The organism is Campylobacter sp. Cr9, from assembly GCF_020138295.1.
Taxonomy (GTDB): domain Bacteria; phylum Campylobacterota; class Campylobacteria; order Campylobacterales; family Campylobacteraceae; genus Campylobacter_E.
Window position 1 is genome coordinate 13,345 of record NZ_JACGBH010000014.1, and the last position, 25,534, is coordinate 38,878.

The 25,534-nt window shown below is 28.0% G+C and carries 30 protein-coding genes and 1 pseudogene; 8 read left to right on the forward strand and 23 right to left on the reverse strand.

Annotated elements, in window-relative coordinates; genetic code table 11:
- Positions 1–27 precede the first annotated feature (27 nt).
- From AVANS14531_RS07390 to citF, 4 genes are read left to right on the forward strand one after another with little or no spacing between them, the layout of a single operon-like run.
- The gene (locus tag AVANS14531_RS07390; protein ID WP_336611898.1) at positions 28–1,299 is read left to right on the forward strand and encodes a 2-hydroxycarboxylate transporter family protein; all 1,272 of its coding nucleotides are present in this window, start codon (positions 28–30) and stop codon (positions 1,297–1,299) included.
- 1 nt (position 1,300) lies between these two features.
- Entirely contained in the window at positions 1,301–1,546 is a 246-nt protein-coding gene (locus AVANS14531_RS07395) for a hypothetical protein (protein WP_336611899.1), read from the forward strand.
- Entirely contained in the window at positions 1,543–2,358 is an 816-nt protein-coding gene (locus AVANS14531_RS07400; RefSeq protein ID WP_239818466.1) for an HpcH/HpaI aldolase/citrate lyase family protein, read from the forward strand. The genes AVANS14531_RS07395 and AVANS14531_RS07400 overlap by 4 nt, the downstream gene beginning before the upstream one ends.
- The gene (citF, locus tag AVANS14531_RS07405; RefSeq protein WP_336611900.1) at positions 2,355–3,863 is read left to right on the forward strand and encodes a citrate lyase subunit alpha; all 1,509 of its coding nucleotides are present in this window, start codon (positions 2,355–2,357) and stop codon (positions 3,861–3,863) included. Before AVANS14531_RS07400 ends, citF begins: the two co-directional genes overlap by 4 nt.
- Positions 3,864–3,943: 80 nt before the next feature.
- Here the strand turns inward: citF and AVANS14531_RS07410 are convergent, their stop codons facing one another.
- From AVANS14531_RS07410 to AVANS14531_RS07485, 16 genes are all read right to left on the reverse strand, one after another.
- Positions 3,944–5,083 (reverse strand): hypothetical protein, encoded by a 1,140-nt coding sequence (locus tag AVANS14531_RS07410; RefSeq protein WP_336611901.1) that lies wholly within the window; start codon positions 5,081–5,083, stop codon positions 3,944–3,946.
- A gap of 9 nt (positions 5,084–5,092) precedes the next feature.
- Positions 5,093–6,106, reverse strand: coding sequence for a tRNA preQ1(34) S-adenosylmethionine ribosyltransferase-isomerase QueA (gene queA, locus AVANS14531_RS07415; RefSeq protein WP_336611902.1), 1,014 nt, complete (start codon positions 6,104–6,106; stop codon positions 5,093–5,095).
- Positions 6,099–6,866: a twin-arginine translocase subunit TatC gene (gene tatC, locus AVANS14531_RS07420; RefSeq protein WP_336611903.1), complete on the reverse strand. Its 768-nt coding sequence runs from the start codon at positions 6,864–6,866 to the stop codon at positions 6,099–6,101. Before tatC ends, queA begins: the two co-directional genes overlap by 8 nt.
- Entirely contained in the window at positions 6,859–7,284 is a 426-nt protein-coding gene (gene tatB / locus AVANS14531_RS07425; protein ID WP_336611904.1) for a Sec-independent protein translocase protein TatB, read from the reverse strand. Before tatB ends, tatC begins: the two co-directional genes overlap by 8 nt.
- A 69-nt stretch (positions 7,285–7,353) precedes the next feature.
- Positions 7,354–7,701 carry a hydrogenase maturation nickel metallochaperone HypA/HybF gene (locus AVANS14531_RS07430; RefSeq protein ID WP_336611905.1) on the reverse strand — a complete coding sequence of 116 codons (348 nt, stop codon included), beginning with the start codon at positions 7,699–7,701 and terminating at the stop codon, positions 7,354–7,356.
- Positions 7,701–8,699, reverse strand: coding sequence for a hydrogenase expression/formation protein HypE (gene hypE / locus AVANS14531_RS07435; protein ID WP_336611906.1), 999 nt, complete (start codon positions 8,697–8,699; stop codon positions 7,701–7,703). Before hypE ends, AVANS14531_RS07430 begins: the two co-directional genes overlap by 1 nt.
- The gene (locus AVANS14531_RS07440) at positions 8,692–9,882 is read right to left on the reverse strand and encodes a dicarboxylate/amino acid:cation symporter (RefSeq protein ID WP_239818458.1); all 1,191 of its coding nucleotides are present in this window, start codon (positions 9,880–9,882) and stop codon (positions 8,692–8,694) included. Before AVANS14531_RS07440 ends, hypE begins: the two co-directional genes overlap by 8 nt.
- The gene (locus tag AVANS14531_RS07445) at positions 9,879–11,072 is read right to left on the reverse strand and encodes a MalY/PatB family protein (RefSeq protein WP_336611907.1); all 1,194 of its coding nucleotides are present in this window, start codon (positions 11,070–11,072) and stop codon (positions 9,879–9,881) included. Before AVANS14531_RS07445 ends, AVANS14531_RS07440 begins: the two co-directional genes overlap by 4 nt.
- A gap of 37 nt (positions 11,073–11,109) precedes the next feature.
- Positions 11,110–11,538: a hypothetical protein gene (locus tag AVANS14531_RS07450; RefSeq protein WP_336611908.1), complete on the reverse strand. Its 429-nt coding sequence runs from the start codon at positions 11,536–11,538 to the stop codon at positions 11,110–11,112.
- Complete coding sequence (locus AVANS14531_RS07455) at positions 11,535–12,482, reverse strand: prepilin-type N-terminal cleavage/methylation domain-containing protein (protein WP_336611909.1); 948 nt, start codon at positions 12,480–12,482, stop codon at positions 11,535–11,537. Before AVANS14531_RS07455 ends, AVANS14531_RS07450 begins: the two co-directional genes overlap by 4 nt.
- A gap of 8 nt (positions 12,483–12,490) precedes the next feature.
- Entirely contained in the window at positions 12,491–13,258 is a 768-nt protein-coding gene (locus AVANS14531_RS07460; protein WP_336611910.1) for a type II secretion system protein, read from the reverse strand.
- Complete coding sequence (gene serC, locus AVANS14531_RS07465; RefSeq protein WP_239818453.1) at positions 13,255–14,331, reverse strand: 3-phosphoserine/phosphohydroxythreonine transaminase; 1,077 nt, start codon at positions 14,329–14,331, stop codon at positions 13,255–13,257. Before serC ends, AVANS14531_RS07460 begins: the two co-directional genes overlap by 4 nt.
- Before the next feature lie 5 nt (positions 14,332–14,336).
- Positions 14,337–15,866: an exodeoxyribonuclease VII large subunit gene (xseA, locus tag AVANS14531_RS07470; RefSeq protein ID WP_336611911.1), complete on the reverse strand. Its 1,530-nt coding sequence runs from the start codon at positions 15,864–15,866 to the stop codon at positions 14,337–14,339.
- Positions 15,853–16,554 carry a bifunctional demethylmenaquinone methyltransferase/2-methoxy-6-polyprenyl-1,4-benzoquinol methylase UbiE gene (gene ubiE, locus AVANS14531_RS07475; protein WP_239818451.1) on the reverse strand — a complete coding sequence of 234 codons (702 nt, stop codon included), beginning with the start codon at positions 16,552–16,554 and terminating at the stop codon, positions 15,853–15,855. Before ubiE ends, xseA begins: the two co-directional genes overlap by 14 nt.
- Before the next feature lie 2 nt (positions 16,555–16,556).
- On the reverse strand, positions 16,557–17,360 hold the full coding sequence (locus tag AVANS14531_RS07480) for a hypothetical protein (RefSeq protein ID WP_336611912.1): 804 nt from the start codon (positions 17,358–17,360) through the stop codon (positions 16,557–16,559).
- Positions 17,361–17,393: 33 nt separating this feature from the next.
- Positions 17,394–17,804, reverse strand: a complete 411-nt coding sequence (locus AVANS14531_RS07485) for a Fur family transcriptional regulator (RefSeq protein ID WP_239818449.1) — start codon at positions 17,802–17,804, stop codon at positions 17,394–17,396.
- Between the two features lie 163 nt (positions 17,805–17,967).
- Between AVANS14531_RS07485 and AVANS14531_RS07490 the strand changes: the two are divergent.
- The 4 genes and pseudogenes from AVANS14531_RS07490 to AVANS14531_RS07505 form a co-directional block, all read left to right on the forward strand.
- Positions 17,968–18,171 (forward strand): annotated as a pseudogene (locus AVANS14531_RS07490) (Rdx family protein); the annotation flags it as partial.
- A gap of 9 nt (positions 18,172–18,180) precedes the next feature.
- Entirely contained in the window at positions 18,181–18,561 is a 381-nt protein-coding gene (locus AVANS14531_RS07495; RefSeq protein ID WP_336611913.1) for a hypothetical protein, read from the forward strand.
- Complete coding sequence (locus AVANS14531_RS07500; protein ID WP_336611914.1) at positions 18,558–18,785, forward strand: hypothetical protein; 228 nt, start codon at positions 18,558–18,560, stop codon at positions 18,783–18,785. The genes AVANS14531_RS07495 and AVANS14531_RS07500 overlap by 4 nt, the downstream gene beginning before the upstream one ends.
- 515 nt (positions 18,786–19,300) lie before the next feature.
- Positions 19,301–19,651 (forward strand): hypothetical protein, encoded by a 351-nt coding sequence (locus AVANS14531_RS07505; protein ID WP_336611915.1) that lies wholly within the window; start codon positions 19,301–19,303, stop codon positions 19,649–19,651.
- 7 nt (positions 19,652–19,658) lie between these two features.
- On the opposite strand, the gene AVANS14531_RS07510 is transcribed toward AVANS14531_RS07505, so the two are convergent.
- The 7 genes from AVANS14531_RS07510 to AVANS14531_RS07540 are packed head-to-tail and all read right to left on the reverse strand — an operon-like array spanning position 19,659 to position 25,534.
- Entirely contained in the window at positions 19,659–21,347 is a 1,689-nt protein-coding gene (locus tag AVANS14531_RS07510) for a proline--tRNA ligase (RefSeq protein ID WP_336611916.1), read from the reverse strand.
- The gene (gene hemA / locus AVANS14531_RS07515; RefSeq protein ID WP_336611917.1) at positions 21,347–22,570 is read right to left on the reverse strand and encodes a glutamyl-tRNA reductase; all 1,224 of its coding nucleotides are present in this window, start codon (positions 22,568–22,570) and stop codon (positions 21,347–21,349) included. The genes AVANS14531_RS07510 and hemA overlap by 1 nt, the downstream gene beginning before the upstream one ends.
- On the reverse strand, positions 22,570–23,457 hold the full coding sequence (locus AVANS14531_RS07520; protein ID WP_336611918.1) for a polyprenyl synthetase family protein: 888 nt from the start codon (positions 23,455–23,457) through the stop codon (positions 22,570–22,572). The genes hemA and AVANS14531_RS07520 overlap by 1 nt, the downstream gene beginning before the upstream one ends.
- Position 23,458: 1 nt before the next feature.
- On the reverse strand, positions 23,459–23,902 hold the full coding sequence (locus AVANS14531_RS07525) for a hypothetical protein (RefSeq protein WP_239818441.1): 444 nt from the start codon (positions 23,900–23,902) through the stop codon (positions 23,459–23,461).
- A complete protein-coding gene (locus AVANS14531_RS07530) occupies positions 23,875–24,027 on the reverse strand; it encodes a hypothetical protein (RefSeq protein WP_336611919.1) in 153 nt (50 codons plus the stop codon). The genes AVANS14531_RS07525 and AVANS14531_RS07530 overlap by 28 nt, the downstream gene beginning before the upstream one ends.
- Complete coding sequence (locus AVANS14531_RS07535) at positions 24,024–24,518, reverse strand: thermonuclease family protein (protein ID WP_239818439.1); 495 nt, start codon at positions 24,516–24,518, stop codon at positions 24,024–24,026. The genes AVANS14531_RS07530 and AVANS14531_RS07535 overlap by 4 nt, the downstream gene beginning before the upstream one ends.
- Positions 24,518–25,534 (reverse strand): D-alanine--D-alanine ligase, encoded by a 1,017-nt coding sequence (locus AVANS14531_RS07540; RefSeq protein ID WP_336611920.1) that lies wholly within the window; start codon positions 25,532–25,534, stop codon positions 24,518–24,520. The genes AVANS14531_RS07535 and AVANS14531_RS07540 overlap by 1 nt, the downstream gene beginning before the upstream one ends.

Consider the following 25,534-nt stretch of genomic DNA (forward strand, 5'->3'; position numbering starts at 1 on the left):
ATTACAAATCATTTTAAGGAGATTTTTATGAAAGAAAAACAAATCGGCGGTGTAAATTTATACGCATTTTGTGTATTTGCACTTATTGTATTTTTAACTTGCTATTTTGGCAAACTTCCTAAGGATATGGTAGGCGGACTTGCTATTACTATGATTTTAGGAATATTACTTGGCGAAATAGGTATGAAAGTTCCTGTTTTAAAAGATATCGGCGGACCTGCGATATTAAGTATTTTCGTTCCATCTTGCATGGTTTATTATGGCTTACTAAATCAAAACTCAATAGATGCTATAACATTTTTTATTAAGCAATCTAACTTCTTATATCTTTATATAAGTGTTTTAGTAGTTGGAAGTATTCTTAGTATGAAAAGAGCAATTTTAATTGCAGGATTTTTAAAAATGTTTATTCCTTTATTTATAGGAACATTTTTAGCTATTGTGGTTGCTTATTTAATAGGCTCAGTTACTAGCATTGGCGGAGCTCATGCAGTATTTTATATAGCAATTCCTATCTTAAGCGGTGGTGTTGGTGAAGGAATTATTCCACTAAGTGCTGCTTATTCAGAGATTTTAGGAAATGCTGATTCAACTAATATAATAGCACTTCTTGCACCTGCTGCAATGCTAGGAAACTTATTTGCAATCGCTTATGCAGGATGGCTAAAAAATCTAGCTTTAAAAAAGCCACATTTAAGTGGAAACGGACTTTTAGTAAAAACTAAAGAAGAAAATATCAATTCATTAAATGATGATACCTTGCCTTTTGATATTAAATTAATGGGCGCTGGTTTGCTTGTTGCAGTATGCTATTTCTTAATAGGAAAATTATTAAATATGATAATTCCAATTCCAGCTCCAATCATTATGATTATTATGGCTGCTATTACAAAAGTTTTAAACATAATGCCAAAAAGCTTAGAGTATGGTGCAAATTTTATCTATCAATTTGTAAGCAAAAACCTAACTTGGGCTCTTTTAGTAGGTGTTGGAGTTATTTGGACACCTTGGAAAGATGTAATCGCTGCAATTAATATTGCTTTTATTGTAATTTGCTTTAGCGTTGTTACTACAATGGCTCTTACAGGATATTTATGTGCAAGATTTTTAAATATGTTTGAGATTGAATGCTCTTGCGTTATGGTTTGCCACTCAGGGCTTGGTGGCACAGGAGATGTTGCAATTCTAGGCTCATGCAATAGAATGGAACTTATGCCATTTGCACAGATTTCAACTAGAATTGGTGGAGCTTGCACGGTTATAGCTGCTACATTTTTATTTGCACAATTTGGAGTTTAAGATGATTAGCGTTGGAACTATTGAATCAAATGATTGCCTAATAAGTATAAAAAAGCATAATAAATTTGAACTCATTTTTATAAATGAAGAAGAAAATCCTTATGCAAATCATATTAAAAACCTAATTAAAAATTATTGCAAAGAGCATTCTATTTCAAAGGTTTTTATTGAGATTAATGATAAAGGTGCTTTAGATTTTTGTATCTTAGCAAGGCTAAAAACTGCAATAGAAAGGCTAGGAAAATGAGAAGAACATTATTATTTATTCCAGGAAATAATGCAGGTAATATTCAAAATGCAGGATTATTTGGAGCTGACGCTATTATATTTGACTTAGAAGACGCAGTAAGTCCTATGCAAAAAGATAGTGCTTTAAATCTAGTTTGCAATGCTTTAAATATGCTAAATTATGAATGCGAAAAAATCGTTAGAATTAATTTAGAGAATGCAAAAAATGATATTTTAGCACTATCAAAAACTAAAATTAATAGCATTTTAATTCCAAAAGCAGAAAATGTAAAAGAGATTAAAGAACTTATAAAATACACAAGGAATTTAAATTCGGAAATTGAAATTTTACTTTTAATAGAAACCCCGCTTGGTTTATTAAATGCTAAAGAATTAGCGTTTTTAGATGGAGTTAGTGCGCTTTGCTTTGGAGCAGAAGATTATACAAGCGAAATTGGTGCAAGAAGAAGCGAGAGCGGAGTTGAGATTGATTATGCTAGAAATTACTTATTAAATGTATGTAAGGCTGCAAAAATTGATGCAATAGATACGCCTTACACTGATACAAATAATGAAGCTGGATTAATAGCTGATACAACTTATATTAAAAATCTAGGCTTTGATGGTAAATTAGTAATTAGCCCAAGGCATATTGATATTATTCATAATTGTTTTAAGCCTAGCCAAAAAGAAATAATTTGGGCTAATCAAGTATTAGATGCTATTAAAGAAGCTGAAAGTAAAAAAAGTGGAGTTATTTCGCTAAATGGCAAAATGATCGATGCACCTATTGTAAATCGTGCTAAAAAGATATTAAAGGAGATTTTATGAATATTGATTACATAAAAGATTATGGAGAAGTTATTCCTTTTAGCGGAGCATTTAATTTAAAGCCTAAAGAAAGATTAGTAAAAAAGCAAATAAAATTATCAACTCCAAATGATAATAAAGTCTATACAAATGTAAAAGAATTAATCAAAAAAACAGGCTTAAAAAGTGGAGATACAATATCATTTCATCATCATCTAAGAAATGGAGATAAGGTTGTAGGAATTATTCTAAAAGCTTGCGAAGAATTAGGTATAAAAGACTTAAAATTAGCAATTAGTGCTATATTTCCAACTCATGATTTTATAGTGGAATATGCAAAAAAAGGAATAATTACTCAAATAGATACAAACTATTGCACAGGAAAAGTTGCAAATGCAATTTCTAATGGCTTGTTTAAAAAAGTTGCTATTTTTAGAACCCATGGTGGTCGTGCTAGAGCAATTTATGCAGGAGATTTAGAAATTGATGTAGCATTCATTGCGGCAAGTGCAACCGATAACGCAGGAAATATAAATGGAACAATGGGTAAAAATGCCTTTGGCTCAATCGGTTATGCTATGCCTGATGCTGATTGCGCTAAGGTTAGCGTTGCAGTAAGTGATACAATTTATCCTTATCCGCTAAGTAATCCTAGCATTACTCAAGATAAAATTGATTATGTTTTAATGGTTGATGAAATAGGCGATCCAAATGGTATTAAATCAGGCACAACAGATATTACAAAAGATCCAATTCAACTAAAAATTGCTAAAACAACAGCTAATTTAATAGATGAAAGCGGACTTTTAAAAGATGGCTTTTCGTTTCAAACAGGAGCTGGTGGAATAAGCCTTGCAAGCGCTCATTTTGTAAAAGAAATTATGAAAGAAAAGAATATTAAAGGCTCATTTATTATGGGTGGAATAACTGCTTATTTAGTTAATTTATATAATGAAGGTTATTTTAGTAATATTTTTGATGTTCAAGGATTTGATTTAGAAGCTTTAAAATCATTACAAACTAATCCTAATCATTACGAAGTTAGCTCAAGTTTATATGCAAATATTCACACAAGTTCTCCTATCGTAAATAGACTTGATTGCGTTGTTTTAGGAGCTACTGAAGTTGATACTAGATTTAATACTAATGTAATGACAAGCTCAAACGGGATGATTATGGGTGGAAGTGGTGGCCATAGCGACGCTGCTGCAGGTGCAAAACTAGCAATAATTACTACTAATTTAATTAGAACTAGAAAAGCTATCGTAAAAGAAAAAATAAACTCAATTACAACTCCAGGCGAAAGCATTAACGCACTTGTTTGTGAATACGGAATCGCACTAAATGACAAAACTTTAGCAAAAACTCTAAAGAACTCAAGGTTAAAAATCCTTGATATAAAAGACTTAGCTAGTATTGCAAATGATATTTGCGGAGTTTGCGAGTATGAAAAATCAAATAAAAGAATAGTAGCTGTTGTTGAATATCGCGATGGCAGTGTAATTGATGTAATAAGACAAATCTAAAAAAATAAAAGAATTTGAAATAGGAATTTCAAATCAACTAAACTAGGAATTAAATCATAATTCCTAGTTCAAATTCTAAATTAGCTTAATAGTTTTTCGTGTTGGGTTTTTATTATATTTATAACTGAACGAATATTATCAATAGTATATGGTAAAGGTAGGAAATCTACTTCTTGAATAATCTTTTCAATAGTTGGAGTGATTTTGTGATTATTTAGAATAATTACTAATCTAAAACAATATTCTTCTTGAGCTTTTACTAATCTATGTAAATCATAGTCATTAAATTGATTAATTAAATTTGCATCAATAAATACAGCTCTAAAAGTGCAATTTACTCCATCTTCAATTTTTTCTAAAAGTCCATTACTTGTTTGATTTTGAATACAATTAATCTCAAAACTTTCTAAATTAGCTGTAAGAGTTCTTGAAATATCAGTATTTGGATGAATTATTAATACATTTAATTTATCTTTTGGAGTAACATCAGCTAAACTACCCAAGCCATCATTTACTACAACAGGAATGCTAAGGCAAATTGCATAATTAATTCTTTCGCTAGTATCTTTAAAAGCATAGTTTGAGCCATCAATCTTTCTCATATAAGCATTTAGCTTGTGTAATTGCTCTACAATTGAAAGCTTTTTAGGATTTGTAAAGCTTTTGAATAATTCAGCTTTTTTATCATCTACTATTCCACAAACGCCTATATCTACTGATAAAAATGTCCTATTAGTAATATTATTATTAACGCTAATATTTATAAAAATCGTTTCGTTTTCTACATTTTGATTAATCAAATCAGCAGCAGCCCAAACAGCATTTATAATATTTGTATAATCTCCATAAAAATATCTATTTGGCGGAACTTTTTCATTATGTTCGTTTATATAAAACATATCTTGTTGAACTAAAAATATATTATTTCTAACACTTGCTTCATAGTTTAAGGTTTTGAAAAAATACAAAAACACTTCTTGTAAATCAAAATATAAAGAAGATTTTTCAAAGCTTTCACTTTCTAAGTCTAAATCATCTTTTACATCAAACATTTTGATTTTGTGAATTCTTAATTTCATTTTTAACTTATAAATATATACGAGTAATAAAACGATTAAACCACCTAAAACTACGAATAATAAAATCGTATCTCTATCAGAAAAATCTATCGAATCTGCAAAAAGAGAACTTGCAAATAAACTTAATAATAATTTCTTCATTATTTTTCCTTAAATAATCAGCATTGCATCGCCGTATGAATAAAATTTATAATTGTTTTTAATAGCTTCATCATAAAGCTTTAAAGTGTTTTGCCTACCTATAAAGCTTGCTACAAGCATAATTAAAGTTGATTTTGGTAAGTGAAAATTAGTAAGCAAATAATTTTGTCTAATAGGTTTATTAAATGGATTTAAAAACAAATCACATTCTCCACTCTTAAGCTTTGTTCTTGCATAATATTCTATAGTTCTAGTAGCAGTAGTGCCAACTCCTAAAATAGGTATTTTGCTATCAATTAAGCTTATAGCTTCATCACTTAATGAAAAATACTCGCTATGCATTTTATGCTCATTTATATTTTCACTCTCAACACTAGCAAATGTTCCTGCACCAACATGCAAAGTAATATAAGCACTTTTTTTGTCTTTTAAACTCTCAATAACTCTTGGAGTAAAATGCAAAGAAGCCGTTGGGGCTGCAACTGCACCTATATTTTTTGCAAATAGGCTTTGATAAGTTATCTCATCTTCACTATTATCCATTCTTTTAAGATATGGTGGAAGTGGGATATGCCCTATTTTTTCGCTTATTGTTAAGACTTCTTGAGTGCTTAATTCTTCATTGTTTTTATAAAACTTAACAATTCTTGTGCCATCTTCATTTAGACTTAAAACCTTAGCCATTAAATCATCTTCAAAAATTAAAAAATCATTTTCTTTAACTCTTGCTCTAATTTGAACTAAAAACTCATTATTAGCCAAGATTTTATTTATAAATAATTCGCATTTTGCTCCACTTAGTTTATTGCCATAAAATCTAGCCTTAAAAACCTTAGTATCGTTAAAAATCAAAGCACATTCAGGCAAAAATTTCGCTAAATCATAAAACACACTATGAGTTATTTTGCCACTTGATCTCTCATATACCAATAATCTTGCACTATCAGCTGGATTTGCCGGATATTTAGCGATTAATTCGCTAGGCAAATCATAATCATAAGAACTTAGTAAATTATCAAGCATTTTTATCTTCTAATAACTCAAGTTCATCTTCATCATCGCCATCTATATCAGGATCAGCAGGATTTACAACTTTAGCAATATAAATAGAAATCGCATAAAGTCCAATAAGCGGTATAGCCATTAAAAATTGAGAAAATACATCAGGCGGAGTCATTATCGCTGCAAAAATAAAGATAATTAAAATCGCAACTCTAAAATTTCTTATCAAAGTTTTATCAGTTACAAGACCTATTTTTGCTAAGAAAAATATAGCAACAGGTAGCTCATAACCTAAACCAAAAGCAATTACAAGCTTTGTAAAAATACTTACATATTCGGCAACCGAAGGCATAGCTTTATACTCTCCGCCACCAAAATTAATCAAAAAATCAAATGCAATAGGAACAACCAAATAATAACAAAAAGCTGCACCTATTAAAAACATTATTGTTGCACTTAATACAAAAGGCACTACAAATCTTTTTTCATTCTCATAAAGCCCAGGCTCTACAAATCTCCACGCTTGCCATAAAATAACAGGTAAAGATGCCAAAAGCGCTGCAAATAACGAAACTTGCATTGCTGTGAAGAAATTTTCTTGAGGTTTATAAAAAATAATTTCAGAGCCTTTAGGCAATACATTCATAAGTGGAACGCAAATAAAATGAAGTATAGGTTTCCAAAACGCAAAACACACAAAAAATGCTAAAATTAAAGCAACAACACTTATAAATAATCTTTTTCTAAGTTCTACTAAATGTGGTTTTAATTCTTCAAACATTTTCACTCTTTTCTTTTAAAAATTGTTCTCTTTTGCTGAGTTTTTCTTCTTTTTCATCGCTAGAATTTGAATTAGGAATTTCATTTACAGCATTTACGCTATCAATTGTGCTATTTACAGCCTTTTGTGCGTCTTTTTCAAAATCGCTTAAAGTGTTTTTAATCTCATCAAATTCTTCAAAACTAAGCTTTTTTCTAATGCTATCATTTGCTTTTGTGATTTCTTCTTTGTATTTTCTAGCTTCATCTTTAAGCTCACTTATATTGATTTCATTTTCTATACTAGATTTTGCTTCATTGATTTGTTTTTTAACTGCTTTTAAAATCTTTGCGATTTCTACGATAGTTCCTGGTAATTTTTCAGGTCCTAAAACTAAAACTGCAACTATTAAAATAATTACTATTTCCATCAAACTCATATCAAAACTCTTTTTAAATTTTTTGCTTTAATTTAGCTAATTTTTTTAAATCATCATTAAAATTAAAGCTTATTCTAATTCAAGCTGTTCTAAAAGCAGCTCTTCACCACTAATTACTTTTACATTTTTACTATTGCAATAAATACAAGAAAACTCGTTTTTATCTTGAATAAATTGCTTATTGCAATCATTACATAAAAGCTCTAATTCTTTTAAAACTACTTCTAATTTAGCATTAAAATAGCTTGAATCTTCATCACTAGTAAATGCTTTAAAAGCTTCTTTAAAATAATGCTCTTCAACACCACTAAGCCTACCTAAACTAACCTTTACTCTAGTAATTTTTCTAGCGTTATTTGCTACTTTGATTCTTTCACACTCATCTAAGAGATTATTTACAATAGCCATTTCATGCATTAGCAAATCCTTGGCAATAATTCGCCTTTTGGCATTTGTAAAAGTCTGCTACCACCATAATTTGTATTTAAAATCACACTTGGATTGCTTGATTTTTTTGTATAGCCTATAATATTTGCGAATTCATTGTATTTTCTTAATTCTTTTAAGACTTCATTAGCGTCTTTTTTATCGCAAATACAAACAAAAGTTCCCTCATTAGCAAGCTCTAAAGCTTCAAAGCCTAGCAATTCGCAAAGCCCTAAAACTCCATCGCTTATTTTAATATCACTTTCATTTATAATAAAATCTAGTTTAGAAGCTCTTGATAATTCATTTAACACACTTGCAAGACCACCACGAGTTGCATCTCTTAAGCATTTTATATCGTATTTTAAAATGTCTTTTACTTCATTATATAAACACTTTGCATCACTGCTTATATCATAAGAAAACCCTTCTCTTTCAGCCATTACGCAAGCTCCGTGCCTACCTACATCAGCACTTATAATTATTACATCATCTTCTTTTATGCTTTTTGTTCCTATGTTATTATTTTTAGTAAAGCCTAAAGCATCGCCTATGCAAGTTGTATTTATATAAATTTTATCGGCTTTTCCTTTAGGAACTACCTTTAAATCCCCACACTTAATTCCTATTTCAAATTCTTTTGCAGTTTTTGATAAATCATTTAAGATTATTTTTAATTCATCTAAATTAAAGCCTTCTTCTAAAATAAGACCTAAAGTAAGATATTTTGGCTTAGCTCCCATCATTAAAACATCATTAATAGAGCCACAAGCTGCAATTTTACCTATATTTGCACCTTTTATAAATAAAGGATCAAGCACAAATGAATCAGTAGAAAATGCTATTTTGCTAAAACCATCACAAACAGCTGCATCTTCGCTAAGTCCTTGAGAATTATCCGAATTAATATTTTTTAAAATGAAATCATTTAAAAAATCATTCATTTCAATTCCGCCACCGCCATAACTTAATAATACTTGCTTATTCATCTTTTTTACCTACATATTTATTTACAACCATAGTTGCACTAACATCGCTTGCAGCATTTAGCAAGGTTGCAGGTGCGTCAGCTATCGTTCCTATTAAAATAACAATAGGAAGAGCTTCAATAGGAAGATTAAAAGCACCAACCACAAGCATTTCGCTAATATAGCCACCAGTTGGAATTGGCCCAACAACTGAGCCTATTAAAATAGCAACAATTATTGCTTTAATCATATTAGAAGCCGTAAATAAATCTATATTAAAAATAGCACAAACAACAGCCATTTTTAAAATCGCTAAAACAACTGAGCCAGGTTTGTGAAGTGACGCCGCTAAAGAAGTTACAAGAGTATTTACATTAGGATTTACACCTATATTTGAAGCTGCTTTTATATTGCTAGGAATTACTGCAACGCTTGAGCATGTGCCTAAAGCTACAATAACGCTTGTTAAAATATTTTTAAAAAACAACTTAACCCCATTAATACCATCTGCAAAATATGCAAAAATCGCATTATGAATTATAAAATAAACAGGAGTTATTAAGAAAAATGCAATTATAGCTTTAGCTAAATCATCTGTGATTTGCTTTCCTGTTGTGCCAAATAAAACAGCAAAAAAACAAGCCAAACCAATAGGAGCAAACATCATTATAAAATTAACCATTTTATTAACAACTATATTTAACTCGCTAAAAAAATTAATCACATTTTTGCATTCTTCTTTGCATTTTAATAGTGCAACACCAAAAAATAAAGCAAATACGATTAAAGGAATTAGATTTTTTCTAGTAAATAACTCATAAAAATTACCTACGCTAAACATAGATAAAACATCAGCACTTGTTTTAACATCATCAATTCTAGATAAAGCCACATTAGTTTTAAAATCAAATAATGAAAAGAATGCTAAACCAAAAATACCTGAAATAATCCCACTTACTAAAAATACTAAAATCATCACTAAAATAGTCTTACCAAATACCGAACTACTTTTAGCATTTGCAATAGAGCTTACTAAAGATACGAAGATTAAAGGCACAACTATACAAAATAATAAATTTAAAAACAAATTAGCAAGGCTTTCAAACATTAAAGCCTTTTCTTGCATAAAATACCCTACAACCGAACCAATAAAAATTGCTAAAATCAAGAACAAAGATTGTCTATAACTTTTAAAAACGCTCATCTATAATCCTTGATTTTTAATTGATTTTTAACTCTTTTTACAAATTCTTCTATGTGAATAGGAGCTGTTGCTAGATTTACTCTCATAAAACCTTTATAGTCTTTACCAAACCAATCGCCATAATCAATCGCTATCATGCAATCATCTTGAATAAATTCTTTCATTCTATTTTCATTTATAACTTTACTAAAATTTAAAAATAGCAAATACGTGCCTTCAAATGGGCTTATAATGATATTTTTTGTTATTTCATCTTTTGCGAACTCATCTTTTATATATAAATAATTTTTATAAATAATTTCTTTTACATTTTCAAGCCAATATCTTGCTTTTTTGTAAGCAATTTCGGTTGCTAATTGACCTATTATATTTGTTTCAATTTGATTAAATCTCTTAGCAAATTCATCATAAACTGCTAATAATTTTTCATTAGGAATAATAATGTGAGAATTAAGCAAACAAGCAAGATTAAATGTCTTTGAAGCAGCATTTAAGATGATTAAATTATCAAAATATTCTTCGTAATTAAGTGCTGAAATAAAGCTTTTTTTATAAGTAAAGTCTTGATGAATTTCATCACTAATTATTAAAACATTATGTTTTTTGAAAATATCAAAGCATTTTTTAAGCTCATCTGCATTCCAAATCCTACTAATAGGATTGTGTGGAGAACAAAATATAACCATTTTTACATCATTTGTAATAATATCTTTTTCAAGCTTATCATAATCAATACAAAACTCGCCATTATCTTCATTATAAACTAGCTCATTTTCTACTAATTTTCTATGATTATCTTTAACAGCTCTTGCGAATGGATAATACACAGGAGATAGTATTAAAATACTATCGTTTTCTTTGCTAAAGCAATTTATTAAATGATATATACTATTTACAACGCCTAGATTAAATCTAATCCATTCTTTTTTAAGCTCTACATTATGATATTGTTTCATCCAAGAAATAAAGCTCTCATAATAGCTATTAGGAGTAAGAGAATAGCCGAATATTCCGTGATTTACTCTTTCATTAATTGCACTTAGTATTTCTTTAGCTGTCTTAAACTCCATATCAGCAACCCACATTGCAAGTAAGTCTCTATTATCATTAAATCTTACTGCTAGATTATCCCATTTAGATGAGTTTGTGTTTTTTCTGTTTATGAAATGTTCTTGTATAAAGTCTTGCATTTTTTAACCTTTTTTGTGTGGAATTTGAAATAGGAAATTAATTTCCTATTGTGTAATCTCTAACTAATTTAATCTTTGCTATTTTTGATAATTCTACCCCTGTTTCAACACTAATTCTTGCTAAAACAGTATTTTTATCAAATTTTAAAGTTTTACTTGGATCTACTTTAAAATATTCTATTGTAATTGTATATTTTCTATCAGTATCGCTAGGATAATAATAAGTTCTAGTTTCTTTATAGCTTGCATATATGCCATTATTCTTAGTAGGATCGCCTGCATTAAACCAATCAGCCAAAGCTCTAGCTCTAGCTCCGTCCATTAAAAACTCAACCTGCTCTTTTAAATAAGCTCTTGAGGCAAATGACAATGTGCTTTTTGAAGAAGTTAATGTCAAAACCCCAACAACGCTTACTAAAATAATAAAAATAATAGCAGTTATCAAACTAAAAGCAGGTTTTTTCATAATATAACTCCCGTTTTACATACTGAAATTGTTGTTTTTTTGTTAATAAAACTACCTGGTAAATCTTTTGCTTCTAAGCATAACCTAAGCGTTGTAACTCCGTTATTACTGCTTATAGAAAAATCGCTTACATGATTTACTAAAGTAACTTTAGATTTTGCATTTGTTGTAAAATTAGCAGTTTTATCCTTGTAATCATAACTATAATATTTAAGTTTGCTTTCTGTATTATCATAAATAATACCTTCAATCTTATCAACTAATACATAAACATTACTCATAGTGAAATTTTTCTCATCTAATCTTAATGCAATTCTAGTTGCTTTACTTGTAGTTCCAGCAGTAGAAGTTATAGTATATACTTCAAAATCATATAAATCTTTTTCCATAAATGAAGTTGAAGTTGCGATATTATCTCCTAAGAAATATATGCCAAGTATTGTTCCTTCACTATAATTATCTATTATTTTTTGATTTATTTTTTTTTGCGAAAAACATTGAAAATAGTTAGGATTTGCTAAATTATCGTAACAATCTGATTTATTATTTACAGCCTTTTCAATAACATATCTTGTCTCATTTAATCCATCCCACTTGCCTTGTTTTTTATCAGTTATTGCTATTCTAGCCCACTCAAAAATCTTAAAATCAGTATCTTTTAAAGAAGTTTTATTCATGTTAAATACAAATTTACAATCAGTAATAGAATTAGCACATTCTGAGCTCTCTTGTTTTTTTAATCTATAACTATTTTTAATGGCATTATTTAAATGTGTCGTTAAAAAGTCCATTGTAACTTGTGATTTTAATTCAAGCTCATTTAATATCCTTACTCTTTGTTCGTTGTCGTAAGAAAATTTAATAATCTCAATTCCAAGTCCTGCAACAATTCCTAATATAACAATTACTACTATTAATTCAATTATCGTAAAAGCTTTTTTCATAAATTTCCTTATAAACTAAGATAACTTTTTAATTTATCTTCATTTGTAATTTGCCATGCTAAATCTTTTGTCATCATAGAATACTGACTATAAATACTATCAAGTCTTCCAAAGGTATTATAAAATGTATCAAAAGATAAAAATATATTACCTGTATCATCATGTATTTGCAATTTATAAAGGAATGTCAATTCTATATCACAAGGAGCAACACTAGCATAAAAATCATTTCCACTTACTTTCCTATAATCAATACTAGTAGTATTTCCATTAGTGTTTAATGATTTAAATTTATAGGCACTATCAACCTTAGAGCCTTTTGTTGGATCAGCAAATACATATGAAAAGCTTTGGCCTAAAGCATTTTTAAAATTTGTATTGTTAAGACCCCTAGAGCCTGCACCAGCCCATAAAACTCCAGCTGCATAACTATTTTTTAGACTAGACGCTCTTCCATATCTTGGATTTATATTAATTAAGCTTAGTTCACTTACTTCATATTGTGGCTTAAAATTTGCTGCTTTGTCTCTGCAAGTTGCAACAAATTGAGATAATAAACTATTTTGCTTATAATCATCATAAGATACATTATTGCTATTAAAAGGCAAGTTTCTAATGAGCCCATAAAGTTCTTTTACTTCATAAAAATATTCTTGTTTATAACTAATCTCATCACTTTCTAAACTCGCATTTACTATTTTTGGAATTGCAGCAATGCAAATTCCAATAACAACCATAGCAAATATAAGTTCAATTAATGAAAAGCCTTTTTTCATCCACGAACCCTTTCGTATTCTTTCATATATTCGCCTAGAATTTTTACTTTTTCTAAACTAGCACTATTATAAATACTAGCTCTTAAACCGCCTAGTTTTTTATGCCCTTTTAAGCCTAGCATATTGTGTTCTTTAGCAGCTTTACTCCAAAATTCTAAGTCTAATTCATCATTTCCTGTTGTAAAGCAAACATTCATAATAGACCTATCTTCATTATTCACATAAGCTTTATAAAAACTACTATTATCAATAATATCATAAAGATATTTAGCTTTTATTTCGTTTTCTTTATTTATCACATCAAGGCCACCCTTTGCCTTAATCCATTTCATAATTTTTGCATATACATAAATAGCAAATGTAGGAGGAGTGTTAAATAATGAATTGTTATCAGCGTAAGTGTTGTAATTAAACATCTTAGGCATTGATTTGTTTTTGCTTCTTTCTAACAAATCTTTTCTAATAATCAAACAAGCAAATCCTGCTATACCAGCATTTTTTTGAACTCCACCATATAAAACGCCTATATTTGAAAAGTCTAATTTCCTTGAAAAAAAGTCCGAACTAGCATCAATAATCAAAGGAGAATTTGAAATAGGAAGTTGCTTGTATTGAGTTCCATGAACCGTGTTATTTGAGCATATATAAGTGTAAGAACTATCGCTATTTAAACTAACTTTTGGAATATAATTATATTTACTATCTTTTGAGCTTGCTACAATTTTTGCATTTACTCCTGCTAAGATAGCTTCTTCACAAGCTTTTTGCGTCCAAACATCAGTATCAATGTATTCACATGGCTTATTATCAAGGCTAAAATTCATAGCTAATAAGCTAAATTGCATAGTAGCTCCGCCTTGAACGAAAATTACTTCATAATCATCATTTATTCCATAAAGCTCTTTTGCATCTTTTATAGCGTCATTGTGCATTTGCTCATAATAGCTTGAGCGATGGCTTATTTCCATGATTGAAAAGCCGTTGTTTTTATAGCTTAATAATTCTTCTTGAATTTCTTTTAATACTTCTAATGGCAATTCTGATGGACCTGCACTAAAATTATATTGTCTCATTTTTTTTACTCCTTTATAATCTTTGCTAATTTTTCACTATCAAATGATTTTAAAACTATTTCATCGCCTACTTTTAAAGATTTTAAACTAACTGCTTTATTATTTTTCATAATTCTTGCATATTCTTTAATGCTCTCTAAAAACGCTTGATGAGTGCTTAAAATCTGATGATAATTGTTTATTTTTACATATTTTTCTTTAAATTTAGGTTTAAAGCTATTATTTAATAAAGTTTTTTTATTTAAAATATTTTCACTTGCTATTTTTAGCTTAAAATTAATTTTGTTTTTTATATTAGAAAATTCTTGTAATTTAGCATTTTTTAGCGTTAAATTCTTGCTAAAATCTGCTTTTATTGCTTTGTCATAATTGCTTAATTTAAACTGCATATTAGCAATATCGCTTTTAATTTTTCCTATGTTTATTTTATTTTTATAATCTTCGCATATTTTTTGCCTTTTTTCTAAAGATTTGTTTAGATTATTTTTTAGATTATTTTCATAGTTTTTTATGCTATTTTCATTGTTTTTTAAAATATTTTTTATATTTTTTTCTAGTAAAATCTTTTTATTTAATAAGTTGTTTTTGTATGAATTAAACTTAAAGCTAACTTCTTTTTTTGAAAATTTACTTGAAAGATATAAATAATCTTGCTGTTTTTTATTCATTTGTCTTTTTACTTGTAAAGTAAAATGATTTTGCAAATTATCAAAGTCAAGCAATCTATCAAATTTATTATAAACTAGGCTTTGCATTGCAGCAGTTGGGGTTGCATAGTATTTACTAGCTGCTAAATCGCTTAAGTGGGTGTCAATTTCGTGTCCTAAGCCTGTAATGATAGGTATATTTGATTTTACAATTTCTCTTACTAAAGCTTCATCATTAAAACAAAATAAATCTTCTTTACTACCACCACCACGAGCGATTAAAATTACATCGTGATTGTTTAAATTAGCTTTTTTTATACATTCAATTATTTTTTTACTAGCATTTTCGCCTTGCATTAAGCTATCATAAAAAACTAATTTTGTTAAATAGCTTTGATTATTTTCATATACTCTTAAAATATCTTTAGCTGCTGCTGAATTAATAGCTGTAATTATTGCAATATTGTTTATATGTTTTGGGATTTGTTTTTTATAAATGCTTGAAAACAAGCCTTCTTTTTCAAGCTTTTTATAAAGCTCATTAAATGCTGCTTGTAATTTACCTAAACCATCGGCTAATTCATAATCCGTGCAATTTAATTGATATTTGCCATTAGTTGGATATATGCTTAATTTTCCTATGGCAATAATTTTATTTCCTACTAATAAATTTGCCTTGCCTTTATTGTAGTTTGCAAACATCGTGCAATCAAGGCTTGATAATTCATCTTTAATAGTAAAATACCAATGCCCTGAAGTATGGTTTGTAATCTTGCTTACTTCTCCTTGTATTGCTACATTAAAAAAAGTATTTTCTAAGCTATTTTTCGCAAGATTATTGATTTCGCTTACAGAAAAATAAGTTTTTTCTACCTTATTTGCTAGCATCTTTACTCACAATAAACAATGAGCTAACGCCAAAACTATAAGTTTTAAATAGTTTTAAAGAAAATTTATGTTCTTTTAACTTTTCTTTGAATTCATCATTTGAATAAAAATCATCAATAGAATTTGGCAAATATTCATAAGCTGCTTTGTTTTTACTAAGCATTCCACCTATTATAGGTAGGATTTTCTTAAGATAAAAATCACGGAAAAAGCCTATAATGCCACCTTTTTCTCTTTTGAAAAATTCTAAAACTAAAAGAACTCCATTAGGTTTTAAAACTCTTCTAAATTCTTCTAATGCTTCATCTTTTTCTACAACATTTCTAAAGCCATAACTAATAGTAATTAAATCAACGCTCTCATCAGCCAAAGGCAGCTTGTTTGCATATCCTAATTCAAATTCCACATCTAAAAAACGCTTTTTAGCAACTTCTAGCATACCTTTACTTGGGTCTATTCCTATTACTTTTGAGTTTGGAATTTGCTTTAATAAAGCACACATATCGCCTGTTCCACAAGCAATATCGGCTATATTTAGATTTGAGTTTAAATTAATATGTTCTTTTACTTTAGAAATTGCATCAAATCTCCATTTAGCATCAATTCCAAAACTTAAAACCTTATTAGCTTTATCATAGCTTGGAGCTATTTCATTAAACATTTCTACAATTTTTTCTTGTTTTTGCATAATTATCCTAAATAATAAGTTCTAGCTATTTTACTAATTTTTCTAGCTGTTTTTTTAACGGCTTTGTTTTTTAATAATTTTTCAGATAAATCTAGCTTTTTATGACTTTTAAAAAAGCTTAAAAAATCAAGTAATAAAATTAATTTATCGGTGTTTTCTTCGTATCTTAATACTTTAATCGCTTCTTTTCTTAAAACCTTAGAAAATATCTTAGTAAAATTAACTTTCGCACATTCATTTGTGTAAAAATTAGCATCATCTAAGATAACGCAAGATAAATTATCATAAAATTCATTAGCGTTTTTAATGGTATCTACTATATTTTCTTGATAAATAAAGCTAAATAAATCTAATAATTTTTTTATTTCATCGCTTTTTGAGTTTATGCTTAAATAAAACATATATATTCTTAAAGCAAGACCTATGCTAATGCTTAAATCCTTTGCTTTTAGTCCGTAGGTTAAAAATATTTTTAATCTTTCATATTCGCTAAATTTAAGCCCATCTTGACTACTTTCATCAAGCATAGTGCAAACATAAAAATTATTAAAACTCTCAATTAGCTTTGAAGATGCTACTACTCTTTTATATTTTAAGCTTTTGCTTTTTACATCATCTAATTTTAACGAGCTAGTTTGATATTCTATATCTAATCTTCCCAAACTAGCTTTTAAAAAATATAATTCATTATCAATAATATCAAGCTTATATAAGCTATCATCATATAAGCAAAAACTATCTTTAAGCTTTTTGAACTCTAAATTACCTTCTAGTGTAAAAAAGAGAAAGTGTTTTAAAATGCTCACCTAAACTCCTTTTTTCACTAATTTTAACTTATATTATTTGCAATTTGAACAAGTGCTTAAAAATGCAGTAATTTTTATATTATCAATACTATGCTCTAACTTTTCTTGTAAGCTTTCTTGATACTTATCAAGCCCAGCTTTAACCTTATCTAAATCAAATACGCTTTTGCAGTTATTGCAAACTAAATGAATATGTTCGTATTCATAAATGTCGTATTTTGATTTATCATTAGGGATTGCTATTTCAACAACCAAACCTTCATCGATCATTGTGCTTAAATTTTTATACACAGTAGCTAGTGAAATCGCTGGATATTCTAGCTTTATTTGTTCATATAATTCATCTATGCTAGGATGTTCGTGTTTTGACAACACTCTTAATATACTTATTCTTTGTGGTGTTGCTTTTAATTTTCTTTCTTTTAAAATTTCTAAAAACTTCATATTTACCTTTACTAAATAACATTTTTTATTAATTAGTAAAGAATACAATAAATAATTTAATATTTATGATTATTAATTAATTTATTTTAAATTTGTAATAATTATGTAAGGAGAGAAAATGAAAGCGAAAATCATTTATTGCAACGCTTGAAAATACGAACCACAAGCTGCAAGGATTGCAGATGAACTAATAGGCGGGTTTAAAGGTATTGAAGTGGAATTTGAAATAGGAAGTAAAGGCGATTTTATAGTAATTATAAATGATGAAAAAATATATTCAAAAAATGAATTAATAGGATGTGATAACAAAAGATTTCCACATGCAAATGAAATAAGCTCTTTAATTAAGGCGTATAATTTAGCTTAAAGGATTTAAATGAGACATTATGAACTTTATAAATGCAGATTTATAGTGCTTTTTATAATTTTTGTTTTGTCATTTAGTAGTATTAATTTATTTTATTTTTTTACTATGAGAACTTTGGTATATGGATTTTGTTTGGTTTGCTCTTTTGCCTATATGATAAATACTATACTACTTTTTAAAGCAAATGATAAGCTAAAGAACGATTTTTATAAACTTTGCTTTTATTTATTATCAGGTGCTAGTGCTTTTTGTTTGTTTAATATAATCAAAATTACTGCTAATTTTTTATTTAATATTGACATGCAAATATTTATAATATTTGCAAAAGAGCTTGTATTTTTAGCATTTTTGATATATTTTGCAATTTATTCTTATAAGAAAATTATATGAAACTTTATCTTATTAAATGTGGCTATGTTTTAAGTGGAGTTTTGATATTTTTATGCATTAGCAATGTTTATATTTATTATAGCAAAGACATTAAAACTACTTATTTTTTAAGCTTTTTTATACTGATTTTTATACTAATTTTTAAACGCTGCGAAACAATACTAAAAACACTTGACGAAACGCCTAAAACAAATCATAAGAAAATAAAAAAGAATTTGAAATAGGAATTTGCTTTAAAGTTTATTTTTACCACTTACAAGAATATTTTTAAAAAATTTAGAAGTTAGCTTTTTAATTAATGCTTTTTCTTCTATAAAGTCTAAATATTTTTTAGTAATTCCTATTTCAAATTCTTTAAAAGTTTAAGCAAAATCTATTGATAATCATTATTAGCTCAGAACTCAACCAAACTCAACCAAACTCAACCAAACTCAACCAAACTCAACCAAACTCAACCAAACTCAACCAAACTCAACCAAACTCAACCAAACTCAACCAAACTCAACCAAACTCAACCAAACTCAACCAAACTCAACCAAACTCAACCAAACTCAATTGCCAAACCACCCAAACACTCCGAGCAAGAGTTAGAAAAGAAGAAATATAAAAGTATTTAAAGCTTATATTTAAGTATTTAAAAACTAAAAGAATTTGAATTAGGAATTTCAAACTTTAGCGAATTAATCAAAAATAACTAAAATTCTAATTTTAAATCAAGCTTTGATTTTAAGGAAAATTTATGAAAATTTTATCATCAATATTCATTGCGTTTATTTATTTATCCTTGCTTTATATTTGTGTTATTATGTTTTTAGCTCATGGAATGCATAATATATCATTAAACGATATATTTAAAATAAGCGTATTTATAGCACCTATAATTATGACAATGTGCCTTATTATTCATTTAGTTATTAAAAAAATTAATGTAGTTTTTGGCTATTCATTAATAGCAATTAGCATATATGCTATAAGTTATTTAAATAATATAGCAAAGCAAGCTTTAGTTTTAGCTTGCTTATATTATTTATTAGCATTTTACTTATTACGATTATTTAATGATTTTAGAAGTAAATTAGGCAAAAAATAATGCCTAATTATATAGTTTTTAAATGGGCTTTAATATCGTTTATATTAATCTCACATTTTTCTAAGTTTGCTCTAGTTCTAAATTCTACTAAATTCTCGCTTAATTTCTTACCGATCACAACAGCTGATGGAATGCCAATAAGCTCATAATCACTCATCTTCACACCAAAACGCTCATTTCTATCATCAAGTAAAACTTTAATATTATTAGCTAAGCAATACTCATATAATTCATTAGCAAATTTTACTTGTTCTTCGTTTTTAATATCAGAAATTACAATTTCTAAATCATAAGGCGCTATGTTTTTACTAAAGATTAATCCGTTTTCATCATTACTACATTCTGCAATAACTGCTAAAAGTCTGCTAATTCCTATGCCATAGCAACCCATTATAAATGGCTTTGCCTTACCATTATTATCAAGATAAGTCGCATTCATAGCAGCTGAATATTTATCCCCAAGCTTGAAAATATGCCCTACTTCAATACCCTTTGTAAGTTTTAAAGGCTTTTTACACACATGGCATTCATCATTTTCTTTAACCAAACTTAAATCATAATAACGCTCATCTAAAAAGCTAGTAACCTTAAATCCTACATAATGATAATCAAGCTCATTAGCTCCGCAAATTAAATTACTCTCATCTTTTAATTCACTATCTATAAAAAATCTAATAGGGCAATCTTTAAGACCTATAAAACCTGGAACTAAATTAGCCTTAATTAATTCTTCTTCACTTGCATCTACTAAATCAAGTGCATTAGCAGCATTTAAAGCCTTGGTTTCGTTTAATTCATCGCAACCTCTTATAAAATATGCGATTAATTCTTCTTTATCAACATAAATTGCTTTTTTTACAATAGCTTTTATGAAATTATGCTCTTTACATTTAAAAAATTTCGCTAATTCTTCAATGGTTTTCACATTTGGTGTATGAAACTTAGCAAAATCAGCTTCAATTTCTTTATTAAATGTCCTTTTTGCTCTTTTTGCTGTTTCAATATTCGCACAATATCCACATTCACAAAGTGCTAAATCATCTTCTCCACTAGGACTAATCACCATAAATTCCCTTGAACCACTTCCGCCGATTGCTCCACTATCAGCTTCTACTATTGCGTAATTTAATCCTAATTCATCAAAAATTTTGCAATATGCTTCTTGCATATTTAAAAACTCTTCTTCAAGCGATTCATAAGAATCATGAAAACTATAAGCGTCTTTCATAATAAACTCACGAGCTCTAAAAAGCCCAAATCTAGGTCTTGCTTCATCTCTAAATTTTGTTTGAATTTGAAATAGATTTATAGGTAATTGTTTATAGCTTGTAATTTTTCCACGAACAAGCGCAACTATTGCTTCTTCTGCTGTTGGACTTAAGATAAAATCATTTTCTTTTCTATCTTTAAATCTTAATAATTCTTTACCAAATTTAGCACTTCTACCACTCTCATCCCAGTAGCTTAAAGGACAAACAAAGCTAAGATTTAGATAGTTTGCTCTTGCATTTTTCATATGCTTTATTACTACATTTTTTATATTTTCTAGCACTTCAAGCCCTAATGGTAAATAACTATAAAGACCTGAGCCAAGCTGTTCAATATATGCAGCTCTACTAAGTAAGATATGACTTTTTAAAACGGCATCTCTTGGTGCTTCTTTGCTTGTTGGTGCGTATAATTTTGAAAATTTCATTAGTTTTCCTTTACATCAAATATATAATTTAGACTTTCGGTTTCTAAACCTACTTCATCAATATTTTTAAGTCTTATCGTAATATCATGCAAGTAAGACTTCATAACTTGCTTTGCAAATTTTAAGGCTTCTTCATTATCGCTATTTTTTAAATAGCCCTTTTTTATCGCTATATTTAATTCTTTATTGATTATATCTTGCGCTCTAAATCTCATAGCTTTTATAATAGGAGTTACTTGAATTACATTTAAATCCTTGTAAAACTCATTCACCATTTTTGCTACTACGCTAAATGCAATTTTTGCTTCTTCATCTTTAAATTGCATATTTTTCTTAACTATTTCATTTAGACTATCAACACTATAAACTTCTATTAAATTAGAATTATCAAGCTCAATATCCCTTGGCACTGCAATATCAAAGAAATATCTTTTAAAATCAACTTCTTTTATTAAATCCTTAGTAATTATCGGCTCATTTGCACTTGTAGCACAAAAGAAAACTTCATTAGAATTTAAAATAGGAATTAGATCTTCATAATCTAAGCAATTAAGTCCTAATTCATTAGCTAATTTTAAAGCATTTTCTTTAGTTCTTGAAATTATTGAGATATTTCCTTTTGTGTGATTTAAAAGATGTTTTGCAGCAAGTTCTATCATCAAGCCACTTCCGATTAATACAATTTTTTTATCTTTTAAATCCATTAATTCTCTAGCTTTTGCAACTGCAACTGAGCTAACTGATACTGAGTTTTTTGAAATCTTTGTTTTGTTTCTTACCATTGCAGCACATTTAAATGCGTAATTAATAGCCACTTCAAGATTAGGATTATTTTCAGCACCTTGCATTGCTTGTTTTAACTGACCTGTAATTTGAGTTTCTCCTATTACAAGACTATCAAGAGAACTTGCTACGCTAAATAAATGATGAATAAATCCACTATCTTCATAAATATCAGGAGAATTTTTAATAAGTTGCTCATCAATTTTACAAATTAAGCAAAGGCATTTGATTATATACTCATAAACACCTACCACGCTTTCAACATAGCACATTATCTCAATTCTATTACAGGTGCTTAAAATTACGCATTCATCTATAAATTCATTAGCTAAAATTAATTTATAAAGCTCATTTTTTTTAAATTCATCGCTTAATGCTAGCCTTTCTCTTACTTCTATGCTCGTATTTTTATGAGTAAAGCTAACGCTAAAATAATGCATCAAAACTCCCTAAAAATCATTTTTTTAACAATGTCTTTTAAATCATCATTACTAGCATAATTTAATGCTTTTTCGCCGTAATCTTTAGCTACTTCTATACTTTTGTTTATTAAGTCGTATTTTAAGAATTGTTCTTTTATCCAGTCTTGCTCATCTTTATTTAAGCTCTTGCAAAAATAAGATCTAAGCCTTGCTTTATCATCACCTTGTAAAACCCTATCAAGTAAAATATATGGCAAGGTAACTTTGCCTTCTTTATAATCGTTTAGATTTGGCTTACCTAAAGTTGCTTCATCTTGAGTAATGTCTAAAATATCATCAACAATTTGAAAAGCAATTCCTAGATTTTTACCAAATTCTTTATAATCATTTGCATTAGAATAATCAGCCAAAAGTGCTGCAGCATAAGCACTTGCTTCTATTAATGAAGAAGTTTTTTTGTAAATCATTTCATAATACTTACTTTCATCTTCATTAAAACTCTCACCTAATTCAACATCAAGCAATTCCCCACTACTAAGCAATGCAACAGCACGACCAACACAAGCTGCTATTTCGCTTTTAAATGAGCATAAATTATAAAAGGCAATTGAATATAAAATATCGCCTAACATAATTGCAGTTTTATCGCCATATATAGCATTTATGCTTGGGGCATTTCTTCTTGTAAGCGCTTCATCAATTACATCATCGTGCATTAGTGAAGCTAGATGAATACATTCAATCACAGCACATAATTTATAAGCATCTTCACTAACTCCTGCTATTTTTAAAATAAGTTTTGAGCGAAGTCTTTTACCGTGATTTACCTTGGCTAAATATTCGTAAATACTAGGATGTTTTAACTCTTTTATAAACTCATTTATATAAAAATCAATTCTTTCCATACTACTTTCCTTTTAAATTTTTATTAAACTCAATATCTACTCTTCCATCATTATCAATTACCAAAACTTTTATTTTAGCCTTATTATCTTTAAAATCCTTAAATTCTAAAAAAAGTGTAACCTTATCAATGCTAGGATTTTTATAATCAGGTAAAATCTGTTCTTTTACATAATTTAACTTTCTTCTAAGCGATAAAACATATTGTTTTTTATAATTTTTATAATCTTTATAATTAGTCAGCAAAATCAAATTTGTATTATCAAAATGCGTCCATCTAAAAGCATATTTTTGCCATTTTTCTTCACCTTTTGGACTTATGAAAAACCATTCTAATTCATCTTTTTTTAAATTATATTCTTTTTCATAAGCAAAATTAGGAACTCCAGCAAATAAATTTATGCTAAAGAAAATAAATATTAAAAATCTATAATATTGTTTGGACATTCTTTGTGATACACTCCTGCTGCGTCATAAAATTCATTACAATCTTCATAATAATGAAGTCTAATACCATCTTTGCTTGCACACGAACTAAAAATAATAGCTAATAATATAATAAATCTTTTCATGCTACTAACCATTTAAATAGTTTTATAAGCTCTTCGCTTTCGCTTCTTTTATGCTTATGTTTTTTACGCCACTCATAAGGATTTTGTGCATTTTTATCTATCCATAAGCCTTTTAATTCTTGCTTAGCTTTTAATTCATCACTTTTATACATATTCGTATAATAAGAATAAGCCCAAGCACAACCTTCTTGAACCATATAACGATTTATATCAACATCATCAAGATACACAATAGCTATGTGTCTTTTATATTTATCTTTGCCTTTAAATTTCAAATCCACATTTCTACCAATAACTCTTGATGATAATACTTTAGTGCAATATGCACCAAAATTTTGACTAGTTTCTGGTGCATCAATTCCGTATAATCTTATTTTTAATTTTTTCTTACCATTTCTTACTTGAATAGTATCTCCGTCCATTACTTTTGATACAAAATACTCTCCTGCAAACAAATTAAGACTTAGTAAAAAAATTAAAATAAATCTCATTATTTAGCTCTTACGATTTTGTTTAAAAATGCAAAATTTTCTTTAATTTTTGGCTCTTTTTCTACTGCTTTTGCTAATTTTTCTAAACAAGTTTTAAAATCATCAAATAAATAATTCGCATAAGAGCCTGGATTTGGATTTATTTCATTTAAATAAACTTCATTATCTTTTATAAAAAAATCACATCTAATCAAAGCACCTTTAAACAAAGGCATATAAAGATTAGCAAATGCAGATTTAAGCTTATTTACTATTTCATCATTTAATACTACTTCTTCAATTTTTTCTTGTTTAAAGCTTAAATATTTTTGATCAAAATCTAAATGCCCATCTTTTTTAGGCTCTTCTATTTTTGAATAGATTATTTTTTCGCCATCAAAAAATCCAGCTAAATTTACTTCTTTTATATTCTCAATAAAAGGCTCTGCTAAAACCTTTTCATCAAATTCGCTTGAGCTATCATATGCATATGCAAAATCTTCTTTATTTTTTACAATGTTTATTCCTATACTACTTCCAAGCCTTGCTGGTTTTAAAATAACAGGAAGTTCTACTTCATCATTTTTACTTTTTAATAATTTATAAGGTATTGTCTTAACCCCAACCTCATCTGCATAAATCTTAGTTAAATGCTTATCAAAACTAAGCACACTCGCTGCAGTTCTAGGGCCTATATATGAAATATTATAAAAATCAAATAATGATGCGATTTTGCCGTCTTCTCCATCTTTTCCATGAACAATATTTATAGCTACATCAAAATTAATTTTTTCAAAACCTAGCATTTTTTTAACAAAAAATCCGCCTTTTTGTAAAATTAAAGGTTTTAAGCTTTTATAACTTCCTTTTGCAAAATAATTTGCATTCATATTGTTTTTATCTATTAAATAAAATTCATTATCAAAACTAACATAAATAAAAATTACATCATCTAATAATTTTGCCACGGTTACAGCACTTACTATACTTATTTCATGCTCGTATGAATTACCACCAAAAATCATTGCATATTTCAT

Excerpts from the sequence above, each read along its gene's own strand:
- AVANS14531_RS07390 (WP_336611898.1), top strand. The coding sequence starts at position 28 with ATGAAAGAAAAACAAATCGGCGGTGTAAATTTATACGCATTTTGTGTA.
- AVANS14531_RS07395 (WP_336611899.1), top strand. The coding sequence starts at position 1,301 with ATGATTAGCGTTGGAACTATTGAATCAAATGATTGCCTAATAAGTATA.
- AVANS14531_RS07400 (WP_239818466.1), top strand. The coding sequence starts at position 1,543 with ATGAGAAGAACATTATTATTTATTCCAGGAAATAATGCAGGTAATATT.
- citF (WP_336611900.1), top strand. The coding sequence starts at position 2,355 with ATGAATATTGATTACATAAAAGATTATGGAGAAGTTATTCCTTTTAGC.
- AVANS14531_RS07410 (WP_336611901.1), bottom strand. The coding sequence starts at position 5,083 with ATGAAGAAATTATTATTAAGTTTATTTGCAAGTTCTCTTTTTGCAGAT.
- queA (WP_336611902.1), bottom strand. The coding sequence starts at position 6,106 with ATGCTTGATAATTTACTAAGTTCTTATGATTATGATTTGCCTAGCGAA.
- tatC (WP_336611903.1), bottom strand. The coding sequence starts at position 6,866 with ATGTTTGAAGAATTAAAACCACATTTAGTAGAACTTAGAAAAAGATTA.
- tatB (WP_336611904.1), bottom strand. The coding sequence starts at position 7,284 with ATGAGTTTGATGGAAATAGTAATTATTTTAATAGTTGCAGTTTTAGTT.
- AVANS14531_RS07430 (WP_336611905.1), bottom strand. The coding sequence starts at position 7,701 with ATGCATGAAATGGCTATTGTAAATAATCTCTTAGATGAGTGTGAAAGA.
- hypE (WP_336611906.1), bottom strand. The coding sequence starts at position 8,699 with ATGAATAAGCAAGTATTATTAAGTTATGGCGGTGGCGGAATTGAAATG.
- AVANS14531_RS07440 (WP_239818458.1), bottom strand. The coding sequence starts at position 9,882 with ATGAGCGTTTTTAAAAGTTATAGACAATCTTTGTTCTTGATTTTAGCA.
- AVANS14531_RS07445 (WP_336611907.1), bottom strand. The coding sequence starts at position 11,072 with ATGCAAGACTTTATACAAGAACATTTCATAAACAGAAAAAACACAAAC.
- AVANS14531_RS07450 (WP_336611908.1), bottom strand. The coding sequence starts at position 11,538 with ATGAAAAAACCTGCTTTTAGTTTGATAACTGCTATTATTTTTATTATT.
- AVANS14531_RS07455 (WP_336611909.1), bottom strand. The coding sequence starts at position 12,482 with ATGAAAAAAGCTTTTACGATAATTGAATTAATAGTAGTAATTGTTATA.
- AVANS14531_RS07460 (WP_336611910.1), bottom strand. The coding sequence starts at position 13,258 with ATGAAAAAAGGCTTTTCATTAATTGAACTTATATTTGCTATGGTTGTT.
- serC (WP_239818453.1), bottom strand. The coding sequence starts at position 14,331 with ATGAGACAATATAATTTTAGTGCAGGTCCATCAGAATTGCCATTAGAA.
- xseA (WP_336611911.1), bottom strand. The coding sequence starts at position 15,866 with ATGCTAGCAAATAAGGTAGAAAAAACTTATTTTTCTGTAAGCGAAATC.
- ubiE (WP_239818451.1), bottom strand. The coding sequence starts at position 16,554 with ATGCAAAAACAAGAAAAAATTGTAGAAATGTTTAATGAAATAGCTCCA.
- AVANS14531_RS07485 (WP_239818449.1), bottom strand. The coding sequence starts at position 17,804 with ATGAAGTTTTTAGAAATTTTAAAAGAAAGAAAATTAAAAGCAACACCA.
- AVANS14531_RS07495 (WP_336611913.1), top strand. The coding sequence starts at position 18,181 with ATGAGACATTATGAACTTTATAAATGCAGATTTATAGTGCTTTTTATA.
- AVANS14531_RS07500 (WP_336611914.1), top strand. The coding sequence starts at position 18,558 with ATGAAACTTTATCTTATTAAATGTGGCTATGTTTTAAGTGGAGTTTTG.
- AVANS14531_RS07505 (WP_336611915.1), top strand. The coding sequence starts at position 19,301 with ATGAAAATTTTATCATCAATATTCATTGCGTTTATTTATTTATCCTTG.
- AVANS14531_RS07510 (WP_336611916.1), bottom strand. The coding sequence starts at position 21,347 with ATGAAATTTTCAAAATTATACGCACCAACAAGCAAAGAAGCACCAAGA.
- hemA (WP_336611917.1), bottom strand. The coding sequence starts at position 22,570 with ATGCATTATTTTAGCGTTAGCTTTACTCATAAAAATACGAGCATAGAA.
- AVANS14531_RS07520 (WP_336611918.1), bottom strand. The coding sequence starts at position 23,457 with ATGGAAAGAATTGATTTTTATATAAATGAGTTTATAAAAGAGTTAAAA.
- AVANS14531_RS07525 (WP_239818441.1), bottom strand. The coding sequence starts at position 23,902 with ATGTCCAAACAATATTATAGATTTTTAATATTTATTTTCTTTAGCATA.
- AVANS14531_RS07530 (WP_336611919.1), bottom strand. The coding sequence starts at position 24,027 with ATGAAAAGATTTATTATATTATTAGCTATTATTTTTAGTTCGTGTGCA.
- AVANS14531_RS07535 (WP_239818439.1), bottom strand. The coding sequence starts at position 24,518 with ATGAGATTTATTTTAATTTTTTTACTAAGTCTTAATTTGTTTGCAGGA.
- AVANS14531_RS07540 (WP_336611920.1), bottom strand. The coding sequence starts at position 25,534 with ATGAAATATGCAATGATTTTTGGTGGTAATTCATACGAGCATGAAATA.